The organism is Streptomyces silvae (assembly GCF_016745505.1).
Taxonomy (GTDB): Bacteria; Actinomycetota; Actinomycetes; order Streptomycetales; family Streptomycetaceae; genus Streptomyces; species Streptomyces silvae.
The window spans coordinates 13,218-25,617 of record NZ_JAERUC010000102.1; the positions used below are offsets into that span (position 1 = coordinate 13,218).

A 12,400-nucleotide genomic window follows, 5' to 3' on the forward strand; every position below is an offset into this window, starting at 1 on the left:
TTGTCCCGCCGGGACATTTAAAGGTGTACGCTGCATCTATGAACGGGACAGGAAGTGAACCGGACCGGCGCGGCCGCAAGGCGCGCAGGACCCGGGACACGCTGGCGCAGTGCGCGTTCGACCTCGTGCTCGAACGCGGCCTGCGGAATGTGACCGTCGAGGAGATCGCGCAGGCGGCCGACGTCGACCGGCGCACCTTCAGCCGGTACTTCCCGAACAAGGAGGCCGCCGTCCTCGACGCAATGCGGGGCGACGGTGACAGGATCAACCGAGCGCTCCGCGAGCGCCCTCCGGCCGAGCCGCCGCTCACCGCCTACCGCCGTGCCGTCCTCGACTGGCTCGACGACACGGAGGCGCGGCCCTGGCACCTGCGGCCACGCATCTTCGACCTGCTGGTCATGGCCGAGGAGGAACCCACTCTGTACGCGGCGTTCCACCACATCCGGGTGGACGCCCAGGAGGAGTCGGTGGCGATTCTCGCGGAACGGCTCGGTGTCGACCCACGACGGGACCTCCGGCCCGCCGTGGCCGTCGCCGCGGGAGCCGGAGCGCTCCTCGCGGCCCAGGCGGCATGGGTGAGGGGCGGCCGGCCGGCCGCCCTGCCCGAGTTCGTCGTACACGCATTCGACGCCCTCTCCGCGGACCTGCTGGAATCCCGGCAGGACGGGCCGGCGCCCCACAGCACCACCCAAGGAAGTACCTCATGAGCACCACCCTCCCCACCGCCCCCGAGGCGGAGTTCGCCGGCAAGGTCGCCCTCGTCACCGGAGGCGCGTCCGGCATCGGCCTCGCCCTCTCCCGGCGGCTCGCCGCGAGCGGCGCGACCGTCGTCGTCGCCGACCACGACGAGGAGAACGCCCGCAAGGCCGCCGCAGAGCTGGAGGCCACCGGCGCCCGCGCCGCCGCGGTCGCCCTCGACGTCACCGACCCCGCCTCCGTCGAGGCCGGCGTACGGTTCGCCGTCGACACCTTCGGCGCCCTGCACCTCGCCGTGAACAACGCCGGCATCGGCGGCCCCGCGCTGCCGACCGGCGCCTACGGGATCGACGACTGGAACCGGGTCGTCGCCACCAACCTCAGCGGCGTCTTCTACTCGATGCGCTACGAACTCCCGGCCCTCCTGGCGGCGGGCGGCGGCGCCGTCGTCAACGTCTCGTCGATCCTCGGCACCAACGGCTTCGCGAACTCCCCGGCCTACGTCGCCGCCAAGCACGGAGTCGTCGGCCTCACCAAGACCGCCGCCCTGGAGTACGCGGCACAGAACATCCGTATCAACGCGGTCGGCCCGGGCTTCATCGACACCCCGCTGCTCCGCGACACCGACGGGCCCGCCCGCGACCACCTCATCTCCCTGCACCCGGCGGGCCGCCTCGGCACGTCCGAGGAGGTCGCCGAACTGGTCGCCTTCCTGCTCTCCGACCGTGCCTCCTTCATCCACGGCAGCTACCACCTGGTGGACGGCGGCTACTCCGCCTCCTGATCCCCCCGGTGGCGGACCGCCACCCGGAGCGTCACAAAGGAAGTACGGAGAACGAAGGAGAGCCATGAAAGCCGTCCAGTACCGCACCGTCGGCGCCGCCCCCGAGGTCGTCGAGATACCCGAGCCCGTCGCGGGGCCCGGCCAGATCCTGCTGAAGGTCAGTGCCGCGGGTGTCTGCCACTCGGACATCGCCGTGATGAGCTGGCCCGCCGAGGGCTTCCCCTACGAGCTGCCGCTCACGCTCGGTCACGAGGGCGTCGGCACGGTCGCCGCCCTCGGCGAGGGCGCCGAGGGCGTCTCGGTGGGGGACGCGGTCGCCGTCTACGGCCCATGGGGCTGCGGCACCTGCGTGAACTGCGCGGAAGGCCGGGAGAACTACTGCCTCCGCGCGGCGGACCTCGGCATCCACCCGCCCGGGCTCGGCAACCCGGGCGCCATGGCCGAGTACATGATCGTCGACGACGCCCGTCATCTGACGCCCATCGGCGACCTGGACCCGGTCAAGACCGTCTCGCTCACCGACGCTGGCCTCACGCCGTACCACGCGATCAAGCGCTCGCTGCCGAAGCTCACCCCCGGAGCCACCGCCGTGGTCATCGGCACCGGCGGACTCGGCCACGTCGCCATCCAGCTCCTGCGCGCCATGACCGCCGTACGGGTCATCGCGCTGGACGTCACCGAGGAGAAGCTGGCACTCGCCCGGACCGTGGGCGCGCACGAGGCGGTGCTGTCCGACGAGAACGCCGCCGCGAAGGTCCGCGAACTCACCGGCGGCATCGGGGCCGAGGTCGTCCTCGACTTCGTCGGCGCCGAGCCGACCGTGAAGACGGGCGGAGCGGTCGCCTCCGTCGACAGCGACGTCACCATCGTCGGGATCGGCGGCGGCCTGCTGCCCGTCGGATTCGGCGTCCTGCCCTTCGCCACGTCGGTCTCCGCGCCGTACTGGGGTTCGCGCAGGGAGCTTGCCGAGGTCATCGAGCTCGCCCACGCCGGAGCCGTGGACGTCCACGTCGAGACGTACTCCATCGACGAGGCACCGCTCGCCTACGAGCGGCTGCACGCGGGCAAGATCAACGGCCGCGCGGTCATCCTGCCGAACGGCTGACACCGCGAGGAACGGCTCGCCGGGACGCCCTCGGAAGGGCACCCGGCGAGCCGTTCGCGCGTCCGGACCGTGGCCGGTCCGCGTGATCGGCCCGCGTCCCGGCCCGTGCGCTCAGGAGCCGCTCGGAGCGGCCTCCACCACGTCCGACCGGGTCAGCCGCACAGGCTCGGTCCCCGACGCGCTGTGCCGCTCCGCCCAGTTCTCCAGAGCCGTACGGCAGGCGTGGTCCAGATGGTGCAGCCCGGACAGGTCCAGCGCGATGGGCCGGTCCGTGGGCAGGGACTCCAGGCTGTCGAGTATCTTCGGCAGCCGCAGGAAGGTCGCGTTGCCCGACAGACGCGCCCGCACGAGGTCGTCACTGCTGTCGACGACCTCCAGCCGGATGTGCGAGGCATCCCACGCCGCCTTGGCCACCGACAGGGCGAGACCGGTCAGCACACCCTCGAACATGTTCACCGTGACGATCGCCACCGCCGTGACCACCAGGATCAGCGCCTCGCCGCGGTGTTCGCGCCACAGCACCACCAGCGAGCGCAACGGGATCAGCTTCCATCCGGCGTGGATCAGGATGCCGGCCAGGGCGGGCAGCGGGATCAGCTCCAGTGCGGACGGCAGGAGCGCCGCGAACAGCAGCAGCCACAGGCCGTGCAGCACCCGGGAGGCCCGGGTCCGCGCACCCGCCTGCACATTGGCCGAACTGCGCACGATGACCGCGGTCATCGGCAGCGCCCCGAGGATCCCGCACACGGTGTTCCCCGTGCCCTGGGCCATCAGCTCCTTGTCGTACTCGGTACGCGGACCGTCGTGCAGCCGGTCCACCGCTGCCGCGCTGAACAGGCTCTCCGCGGAGGCGATCAGGGTGAAGGCGGCCACCGTGCCGAGCAGGCTCAGGCTCGCGAGCCCGCCGAACTCGGAGAGCGCGGGGGCCTGCACGGCGTCGAGCAGGCCCTGGACCTGAACCGTCCTGACCGGGAGGCCGAACGCCCACGTCACGAGGGTGGCCAGGACCACCGCGGCGAGTGCGCCGGGAACGGCCCTCACCCGCTTCGGCATCCTGGTCCATCCCACCATCAGGGCGATGGTCGCGGCGCCGAGCGCGAGCGAGGCCAGAGCCGTGGGGCTGGACACGGTGTCGGCCAGCAGCCCCGGAATGCCGGCCATCTTGCCCGTACCGGAGAGCGGCGCTTCGACGCCTGCGGCCGCGTAGAGCTGACCCGCGATCAGGACGAGCCCGATGCCCGCGAGCATCCCTTCGACGACCGAGACGGAGATGGCGCGGAACCAGCGGCCGAGCCGCAGGGCGCCCATGGCCAGTTGGAGGAGCCCCGCCGTCAGCACGATCACCCCGAGCGCCGGCAGCCCGAAGGACTGGACGGCCTCGAAGACGAGCACGGTGAGACCGGCGGCGGGGCCCGACACCTGGAGACTGCTGCCGCGCATGACTCCGGTGACGAGACCGCCCACGATGCCGGTGATCAGCCCCAGTTCGGCCGGGACGCCCGAGGCGACGGCTACGCCCACGCACAGCGGAAGGGCGACGAGGAAGACGACGAGTGACGCGGCGAAATCCTGCCGCAGGTGGGGAAACGAGGTGACCCGGTCCATGGCGGCCCTCATCCCGTGCGGAAGGGGGCCGAGCGCACGTCGCCGGGCGGGGGTGCCCAGCCGCTGCTGTCGCTGCCGCCCGGGACTTCGGCCGGGGAGTGATCGACGAGAGAATGCATACCAGTGGTTCCTCCTGGCGCGCCGGGGGACGGCGCGTCGGCATACGTATGAGAACTGAGGGCCTGTGAGGGCAGCGCGACATGGCCCCGTGCCGGTGGGTCCGGTCCCTCAGGACGGAAGCCGGGACGGAGGCAGGGGGATCAGAAGGTCGAGCGCCGCAGGGCAGCTCAGCAGCGGAACACCTGGAGAGCGGGGGAGGAGTGCGCCGTGGTCGATCTGGAGGAGTGGTGGGCGTTGCCCATCGCGGCGACAGCGGCCGGTGCGAGCATTCCGTCGGCGTCCCCGGCGACCATGGAACGCGACGGTGCGTCAGGGCCGGGAACGGTCGCCGAGCGATGCCGGTCACGCTGGCGCAGAAGGCCGTTCGACTCGCCCCCGCGATCGGGTGTGCCGCACGTGCCGTACTCCCCGTGCGACTCTCCCGCGGTGGCATCCGGGAGCGCGCCCGCCGCCCGAATGCCCGGGGCGGAGGCGTGAGCGTCCGCCGAGTGGGTGCCGGGGGACGGAGCCAGGAGGAAGCCCATCAGGAACGCGAGTACGAACCGGACCGCCGTTACGCGCACCCTTCACCTCCTCATGGCCTTCATCCTTCCTCGGGGACGCTAACAGTCCGGAGGGCTTATGAAGTTAACCCTTTGCGAAGAGTCCGAAAGTCGATGCCCATCGAGCCGAATTGTCTGACGCGGCAGGGATGCTTCTCAGCATTCGAGACCATCGGTGCTGGTGGGGCGGTGCGCATGCCGGTGGAGTGTTACGTGGCATATTCGTACAGCGGTTCGGCTTGCGGGGTTCCGGGTGACCCTGCGGCGAATTCGCTCGCCCGGGCGCACCCTCCCCATTCCTGTGGCTCATTGCCATGTTTTCGCCAGGCTGATTTCGGCGCTTGCGATCCCCTCGCGAATGCCGAGCTGAACCTGGCCCGGGCCTCCCGGCCCATTCGGAATCGGGCCCGCGCCGGGTCGGCATAATGAGGGCGGCGAGCCGGGCGGCCCGTAACCTTCGGCCCCGATCAGGTTGCACGAGCAGGGAGATGGCGATGGGCGCACAGGACACGGCGGAGCGGCTGCGGGCGATCAACGCCGAACTGTCCGGGCTGTTCTACGAGCGGGACGACGTCATACGGACGCTGACGGTGGCGATGCTGGCCGGTCAGCACGCGCTCCTGCTGGGGCCTCCCGGCACCGCCAAGTCGGAGCTGGCGCGCGAGCTGACGGGCCGGATCGAGAGCGCGAACTACTGGGAGATCCTGCTCAGCAAGTTCACCGCGCCCACCAGGATGTTCGGCCCCATCGACGTGGGGGCGCTGAGCCGCGGCGAGTACCGGCAGATATTCGACGGCCGGGCGACGACCGCGCACATCGCGTTCATCGACGAGATCTTCAAGTGCTCGACCGCGGCCCTGAACGAGACCCTCGGGCTGCTCAACGAGCGCATCTACCACCCGGAGAACGGCGGTGAGCCCATCCACTGCCCCCTGATCAGCGCGATCACCGCGTCCAACGAGCTGCCCACCGGCGACGACAGCGCCGCGATCTACGACCGGCTGCTGGTGCGGCTCGAGGTGGGATACCTCGCCGACCCCTCCCACTTCGCCGGCCTGGTGCGCTCCGCCGTCGCCGCCCCCGCCGTCACCGCCCGGACCACGGTGCAACTGTCCGAGCTCCAGCAGGCCGTGACCGACGCCGTGCCGGCCGTGGGGGTCCCGGACGCGATCGTCGACGCCGTCTGCACCCTGCGGGCCGCCCTGCGCCGCAAGGAACTGATCGCCTCCGACCGGCGCTGGCGCCAGTCGGTCCGGCTGCTCCAGGCCAGCGCCTTCCTGGACGGCCGCGACGCTGTGGACCGGAACGACCTGTCGGTGCTCACCCATGTGCTGTGGGACTCGCCCGCCGAGCGTCCCACCGTGGAGCGCGAGGTCCTGCACCTGGTCAACCCCGATGCCAAGGAGGCCCTCGACCTCGCCGACGCCATCGAGGAGCTGGAGGCCGAACTCGACGCGAAGGCCGGCCAGTCCCGCGAGGCCCTGGCCGACTGGGCGATACGGGAAGCGATGACCAAGCTCAACATGGCCGGCAAGAAGCTGGAGCGACTCCGCGGGGAGGCCGAGACCGCCGACCGCTCCACCACCGCCGTCGAACGCGTGATCATCCTCCAGCGCGCCGTCCACGCCCGTGTCCTGACCGAGGCCCTCGGCGTGGACGCGAGCCTCGTGCAGGCCCAGCTCTGAGCGGCGGGGACACGGCCATGGGCGAGCCCCTGAGAGGCATGGCGGAGCTGACGGACCGGGCCGGGAAGTGGCTGGGCACGGCCTCGGGCACCGGGGGGAGCGGGGCGATGACCGCGGTGGCCGCCGACCGGTTCGACACGATGGCCTGGCGCGACGCCTACGCCGCGACCGCCGGGCTCCGGCAGCTCGCGTACGACCTGAACCAGCGCCACGACCACACCGAGGACCTGCTCACCGACGTGTTCCTGGCCGCTTACAAGGTCGGCCCGCACGTACGGGACCGGGCCGGCATGGACCCCTCCCGTCTCGTCAACCACCAGGTCGTCACGGCCCTGACGGACAGTCCCGAATTCACCGGGCTGCACCGCGAGACGTCCGGCGACCCCTACGCCGCCGCCATGGCCGTACTCGCCCAGGCCGACGCCCTGCGCGCCATGCTGGAGCGGGCCGAGGACGCCGCCGAGCGGATCCGGCAGGCGGAGGCCGCCCGGGAGGAGGCGGAGCGGACGGCCGCCGATGTCGGGGGCGCGCTCCAGCAGGCCGCCGGAGAGGCTGACGAGGACGGCACGGTGCCGGAAGGACCCGCCGACGCCCTGGCACAGGCCATCGAGCGGGCCGAGGCCGCCGACGCCGCCGCCCGGCAGGCCGCCAGGGAAGCGGGGCAGGCACTCGCCGCGGCGGCCCCCGGCATCCGTGCCGCCGCCCGGAGCGGCAGCGCCAGGGCGGCCGAACAGTCCCGTGAGGAGGCCGAGCTGATGCGCGCGTGGGGGCTCGGACCGGGCGAGCTTGAGCGGATGCCGTTCGGCCGGCGGGCCCAGCTCGCCGAGCGGCTGCGCTCGGGCCGGCTGGGGCGGTTCGCGGACCTCATCGGCCGGTTCCGGCAGATGGCCGCCGGCGAGAGCGCCCGCAGGATCGAGCACGCCCGCGGCGAACTGGTCGGGATCACCCTGGGCGACGACCTCTCCCGGGTCATCCCCTCCGAGCTGGCCAACCTCGGCGTCCCCGCCATGCGGAGCGTGTTCGCCGCGAGGTACGCCGAGGCACGGCTGATGCTGTACGACAGCCGGGGGGAGCAGAGCACGGGGAAGGGCGCCGTCATCGCCTGCGTCGACTGCTCCAACTCCATGAGCCGCCCCGGCCCCGGCGGGATCACCGGCGAGGCATGGTCCAAGGCGTGCGCCCTGGCCCTGCTGGACCAGGCCCGCAGGGAGAAGCGCGACTTCGTCGGCATCCTGTTCTCCTCCGCCGAGTCGCTGAAGGTGTGCCGCTTCCCGGCCTCCGAGCCCGCCGGCATCGAGGACGTGATCGACTTCGCCGAGCACTTCTTCGGGGGCGGCACCGACTACCGGGCGCCCCTGTCGGCGGCCGTCGGGCTGCTGGAGAAGGAGTACAACGCCGACGGCCGCAGGCGCGGAGACATCGTGATGATCACCGACGGGGAGTGCGAGGTCACCGAGGGGTGGATGCGCGGCTGGAACGAGGCCAAGCACACGCTCGGCTTCCGCTCCTTCGGACTGGCCGTCGGCGTCCCACGGGCCACCGGGCCCGGCACGGTCCTGGACGCCCTCTGCGACAACCTCCGCGGCATCGAGGACCTCACCGACGTCCACGCCGCCGGGGACCTCTTCCGGATCATCTGACCGCCGGGCCCCTTCCGGGCCGTCCGACTGCCGGGCCCCATCCTGGTGGTCCGGCCGACGGACGGGGGGCCGGCCGACGGATCTCTTCCGGGCCGGCGGACCACCGGGCGTCTTCCGGTCAGCCGACCGTGCCCGGGACGAAGTCCGCGAGCTGCTCGGCGGTGCGGGGCCCGGGCGCCGTGGAGCCCAGCAGACCCTGCGCGCGCAGCAGCCGGGCGCTCGCGACGCCCCACGGCAGCCGCAGCCCCGCCTCCCGCAGCAGATCCGTACGGGCCAGCATCGCGGGCGCGGGCCCGGCGCGGACACCCGAGGGCGTGAGCAGCGCGGCGTCGTCCGCCCACCGCAGGGCGAGATCGACGTCGTGGGTGGCCATCATGACCGTGGTGCCGCTCTCCCGGAGCGTGCCGAGCGTGGCCAGCAGCCGCTCCTGGCCGTCCGGATCGAGCCCGGCCGTCGGCTCGTCGAGGATCAGCACACGGGGCCTCATCGCGACCGCCCCCGCGATGGCGGCCCGTTTGCGCTGCCCGTACGAGAGCAGATGGGTCGGCCGGTCCGCCAGGGCGGTGATGTCGAGCGCGGTGAGCGCCTCCTCCACCCGGACCCGGACCTCGGCGTCCGGCAGGCCGAGGTTCAACGGCCCGAACGACACGTCCTGGGACACGGACGCGGCGAACAGCTGGTCGTCCGGGTCCTGCACCACCAGCTGGACCGTGGTGCGCAGCCGCGTCAGCCCCTTGCGGTCGTACGTCACCGGCTGCCCCTCGACCGTCAACTGCCCCTCGCGCGGCCGCAGCCCGCCGCTGAGCAGCCGCATCAGCGTGGTCTTCCCACTGCCGTTCCGGCCGAGCAGGGCGAGCGCGCGCCCGGCGTATGCCTCGAAGTCGAGGCCGCTGAGCACGGTGGGGCCGTCCTCGTACGCGAAGGACACGCCCCGCAGGGCCAGCAGCACGGGGTCACTCATGACAAGGGCCTTTCCAGGGCGAAGGTCAGGACGGTCAGGACCGCGAGCAGGGTGACGCTCACGGACACGAACCGGACGGAGACACGGGCATCGGGCACCAGCACGCGCAGGGTTCCGTCGTAGCCGCGCCCGGCGAGCCCCGCCTGGAGCCGGGCCGCACGGTCGAAGGCCCTGACGAAGGCGGTGGCGCCGAGCCCCGCCAGCGAGCGCCAGGCGGCGGCCCGGGTGGTGTGCCCGAGCCGGGCCGCCTGGGCCTCCCGGATCCGGCGTACCGAGTCCAGGAGCAGGAAGCTCATCCGGTACGTCACCAGCGCGACGTCCACCACCGGCGCCGGCACCCCCGCCTTGACCAGGCGGGGCAGCAGATCGGACATCGGGGTGGTGAAGGCGAACAGCAGGACCCCGAGGGACGCCGCCGAGGTGCGCAGCAGCAGCTCCCCGGCACGTACCGGCCCTCCGTCCGCCAGGGCCACGAACCCGTCGGGGCCGCCCACCTGCACGAGGAGCGTGACCGCCCCGGTGATGCAGAAACCCAGGGGAACCCGGTACGCGCGCCACAACTGACGGGCGGGCACACCGGCCGGCCCCAGCAGCACGGCGACGGCGGTGAGGAGGATCAGGGCGGCGCCCGGCCAGGGCGGCAGGGAGATCGCCAGAACGGTCAGACCGAGACCGAGCACGGCCTTGTCCACGGGATGGCGGCGGCGCCAGCGAGAGCTGTGCGCCGCCGCGTCGATCGGCAGCACGCGCTCAGTTCCCCCGGGCCGCGGACTCCCCGGCGACGTCGCCGTCCTGCTGCGCGACCGCCCGCAGCTCGCCCTGACGGCGCCCGCGCCGGAGGCCGAAGTAGTAGGCGAGGACGCCCGCGCCGAGCGCGGCCTGAAGGGCGAACAGCGCCGACTCGATCTCGCCGGACGGCGGTTCGTACAGCGGGGAGAACCAGGGCTCGTAGTCGGGGTCGATCTCGGTGATCGCCGTCTCGGCCTGGGCGTCGGCCCCCGTGAACGGCTCCTTCTCGCCGTCGCCGAGGCCGAGGGCCAGCGGCAGGACGGCCAGTGCCGCCACCACGACCAGCAGGAGGGCGTTGATCTTCGTGTTCCTGTTCATCGGGCCACCGCCTCGGTCTCGGCCGTCCTGGTCCGGTTCTGCCTGCCTGAGAGGAACACGCCCAGCCGGGTCAGGTCCCCCTTGCTGGACTGCACGAGGAGGCGCATGACCAGCACCGTCAGGAGACCCTCGCTCACCGCGAGCGGGATCTGCGTGACCGCGAAGATGGAGCCGAACTTGCCGAGCGCGCCCAGGAACCCGCTGCCCGGGTCCGGGAAGGCGAGCGCCAGCTGCACGCTGGTGACGCAGTAGGTCGACAGGTCGGCGACGAACGCGCCGAAGAACACCGCCACCATCAGCGGTACGTCGTACCGCCGCAGCACCTTGTAGACCGCGTACCCCGCCCAGGGCCCGACGATCGCCATCGAGAAGACGTTGGCGCCCAGCGTGGTCAGACCGCCGTGGGCGAGCAGGAGCGCCTGGAACAGCAGGGTGATGGTGCCCAGCACCGCCATGATCGGCGGACGGAACAGGATGGCCCCCAGCCCGGTGCCCGTGGGATGCGAGCAACTCCCGGTCACGGACGGGATCTTGAGTGCGGACAGGACGAACGTGAAGGCCCCGGAAGCCCCCAGGAGCAGCGTGCTCTCAGGGTTCTCCCTGACCTCACGCGTGAGTGACCGGACTCCGTGGACGACGAACGGCGCGGACGCGACACCCCAGGCGATCGCGTGCGCCGGAGGCAGAAAACCCTCGGCTATGTGCATGGCTCAGCAGACCCTCTCCAGCACCTCGTGGATGGTTGAAGTGCCTTGGCCGGTCTCCTGGCTTACGGGTACCACCGCCCGAACTCCGCCTTCCCGGGTCACAAGGACCCAGTGGCTGCCCGCGAGGGCCGGAGCCGGACTTCCCGATCACAGTGGCGAGGGCCGCACCGGCATCACACCGATTTCCCGATCACCAAGGCGTGGTGACAGTAGTGCCAGGTGGGGGACGTTGACAAGCGCGCCTGACACCCCGGGGAGAGGCCGAGTGCGCTGGTGACAGCGGTGCGGGCGCCACGGGAGAGCGGGAGCTACGGCCGTCCTCCGCAGCCGGTCGCCGAAGGCCGTGGACGGCCGCTCGCCCTGGAGCACATGGCCGGCGTTCTCCTGCCCCGACTGCGGCGACCGGACCACTTCGCCGGTGAGCAACGTCACGGCATCTACCGGCGGCGTCCCCAGGCGGAGACCATCGGGGCCGTGGCGAGGTCCAGCTGTCCGGTGGCGACGTGGGCCAGATGGCGGTCGATGTCCTCGTCGGTCGCGATGCCCGCCGCCACGAGCCGGCCCCGGATCTGCCGTACGGTCGCCGCCTCAAGCACGGTGCAGGCCGGCGAGGTGATCGGGAAGTAGGCATCCGCCTGTACGTCGAGCAGGCCGGCCTCACGCAGGAGCCGCGGCAGTGTCCGGCCGTACGAGAGATCGGCGCCGCGCGCCGCCATGAGTTCACGGAACCCGGACCGCAGCCGGTTGGCCAGCCGCTGCTCCGGTCCCGACTCGTCGGGGCACAGCAGAGGCTGCAACCCAGGATCGGCGTCCTCCAGAAGCAGCACACCACCGGGGCGCAGCGCCTGGACCATGCGGCGCAGCGCCTCGGCGCGGTCGACGACGTGCACCAGGACCAGCCGGGCGTGCACCAGGTCGAAACCGCCCGGCGGCGGAGGATCGGCGGCGACGTCGTGGCGCAGGACCTCGACGACGTCGGAGGCCGCCTCCTCGGCCCAGGACACGTCGATGTCCGTACAGACCACGTGCCCCGCCGCTCCCACGCGCTCGGCGAGGCCCGCGGGCACGGAGGGACCGCCGGCTCCGACCTCCCAGCACCGCATGCCCTCGGTGATGCCGATCCGGTCGACGTGCCGGAACGTCACCGGGTCGAACAGCTCGGCCAGCGCACCGAACCGGATGCCCGCCTCCGACTGCTGGTTGTCCAGCAGATACCCGTGCTCGGTGCCGTGCTCCGCCATGCCCTGCCCTGCCGTTCCTCGCCGCCCGCCGGACCCGCAGTCCACCACGCGCGGACGGCCCGATGCCAGCCGCGCTGCCGGCCGCGGGGTGCCCACCTAGGTGAGCTCGGCGGTGATCATGACATGCTCCTCGCGGGAGGAAAGGCGAACGCCGAACCCGGTGAGCACCGCTCCTCCCCGCATCGTTCCGCGGCGGATCGGGCGACA

At 72.3% G+C, this 12,400-nt stretch carries 12 protein-coding genes and 1 riboswitch; of the genes, 5 read left to right on the forward strand and 7 right to left on the reverse strand.

Annotation, left to right across the window (positions count from 1 at the left end; all coding sequences use genetic code 11):
- Positions 1–38 precede the first annotated feature (38 nt).
- The 3 genes from JKV81_RS15775 to JKV81_RS15785 all read left to right on the forward strand — a co-directional run bounded on the left by JKV81_RS15775 (position 39) and on the right by JKV81_RS15785 (position 2,585).
- Positions 39–707 carry a TetR family transcriptional regulator gene (locus JKV81_RS15775; protein WP_202076424.1) on the forward strand — a complete coding sequence of 223 codons (669 nt, stop codon included), beginning with the start codon at positions 39–41 and terminating at the stop codon, positions 705–707.
- Positions 704–1,480: an SDR family NAD(P)-dependent oxidoreductase gene (locus tag JKV81_RS15780; RefSeq protein ID WP_202076425.1), complete on the forward strand. Its 777-nt coding sequence runs from the start codon at positions 704–706 to the stop codon at positions 1,478–1,480. Before JKV81_RS15775 ends, JKV81_RS15780 begins: the two co-directional genes overlap by 4 nt.
- Before the next feature lie 64 nt (positions 1,481–1,544).
- The gene (locus JKV81_RS15785; RefSeq protein WP_202076426.1) at positions 1,545–2,585 is read left to right on the forward strand and encodes an NAD(P)-dependent alcohol dehydrogenase; all 1,041 of its coding nucleotides are present in this window, start codon (positions 1,545–1,547) and stop codon (positions 2,583–2,585) included.
- Positions 2,586–2,696: 111 nt separating this feature from the next.
- Here the strand turns inward: JKV81_RS15785 and JKV81_RS15790 are convergent, their stop codons facing one another.
- Together JKV81_RS15790 and JKV81_RS15795 are read right to left on the reverse strand one after the other, a co-directional pair.
- Positions 2,697–4,190, reverse strand: coding sequence for a SulP family inorganic anion transporter (locus tag JKV81_RS15790; RefSeq protein WP_129259810.1), 1,494 nt, complete (start codon positions 4,188–4,190; stop codon positions 2,697–2,699).
- A gap of 287 nt (positions 4,191–4,477) precedes the next feature.
- The gene (locus JKV81_RS15795; protein ID WP_124279066.1) at positions 4,478–4,873 is read right to left on the reverse strand and encodes a hypothetical protein; all 396 of its coding nucleotides are present in this window, start codon (positions 4,871–4,873) and stop codon (positions 4,478–4,480) included.
- Between the two features lie 467 nt (positions 4,874–5,340).
- Between JKV81_RS15795 and JKV81_RS15800 the strand changes: the two genes are divergently transcribed.
- Together JKV81_RS15800 and JKV81_RS15805 are read left to right on the forward strand one after the other, a co-directional pair.
- Positions 5,341–6,537 (forward strand): AAA family ATPase, encoded by a 1,197-nt coding sequence (locus JKV81_RS15800; RefSeq protein WP_372444172.1) that lies wholly within the window; start codon positions 5,341–5,343, stop codon positions 6,535–6,537.
- 17 nt (positions 6,538–6,554) lie between these two features.
- Entirely contained in the window at positions 6,555–8,177 is a 1,623-nt protein-coding gene (locus tag JKV81_RS15805) for a VWA domain-containing protein (RefSeq protein WP_202076428.1), read from the forward strand.
- Between the two features lie 118 nt (positions 8,178–8,295).
- On the opposite strand, the gene JKV81_RS15810 is transcribed toward JKV81_RS15805, so the two are convergent.
- The 5 genes from JKV81_RS15810 to JKV81_RS15830 all read right to left on the reverse strand — a co-directional run bounded on the left by JKV81_RS15810 (position 8,296) and on the right by JKV81_RS15830 (position 12,193).
- Positions 8,296–9,138 (reverse strand): energy-coupling factor ABC transporter ATP-binding protein, encoded by an 843-nt coding sequence (locus JKV81_RS15810; protein WP_202076429.1) that lies wholly within the window; start codon positions 9,136–9,138, stop codon positions 8,296–8,298.
- Positions 9,135–9,884, reverse strand: coding sequence for a cobalt ECF transporter T component CbiQ (gene cbiQ / locus JKV81_RS15815; protein WP_129259814.1), 750 nt, complete (start codon positions 9,882–9,884; stop codon positions 9,135–9,137). Before cbiQ ends, JKV81_RS15810 begins: the two co-directional genes overlap by 4 nt.
- A 4-nt stretch (positions 9,885–9,888) precedes the next feature.
- On the reverse strand, positions 9,889–10,245 hold the full coding sequence (locus tag JKV81_RS15820; RefSeq protein ID WP_099175597.1) for an energy-coupling factor ABC transporter substrate-binding protein: 357 nt from the start codon (positions 10,243–10,245) through the stop codon (positions 9,889–9,891).
- Positions 10,242–10,952 (reverse strand): energy-coupling factor ABC transporter permease, encoded by a 711-nt coding sequence (locus JKV81_RS15825; protein WP_202076430.1) that lies wholly within the window; start codon positions 10,950–10,952, stop codon positions 10,242–10,244. The genes JKV81_RS15820 and JKV81_RS15825 overlap by 4 nt, the downstream gene beginning before the upstream one ends.
- A 30-nt stretch (positions 10,953–10,982) precedes the next feature.
- A riboswitch (cobalamin riboswitch) is annotated at positions 10,983–11,165 on the reverse strand.
- 224 nt (positions 11,166–11,389) lie between these two features.
- Positions 11,390–12,193: a class I SAM-dependent methyltransferase gene (locus JKV81_RS15830; protein WP_202076431.1), complete on the reverse strand. Its 804-nt coding sequence runs from the start codon at positions 12,191–12,193 to the stop codon at positions 11,390–11,392.
- Between the last annotated feature and the right edge of the window lie 207 nt (positions 12,194–12,400).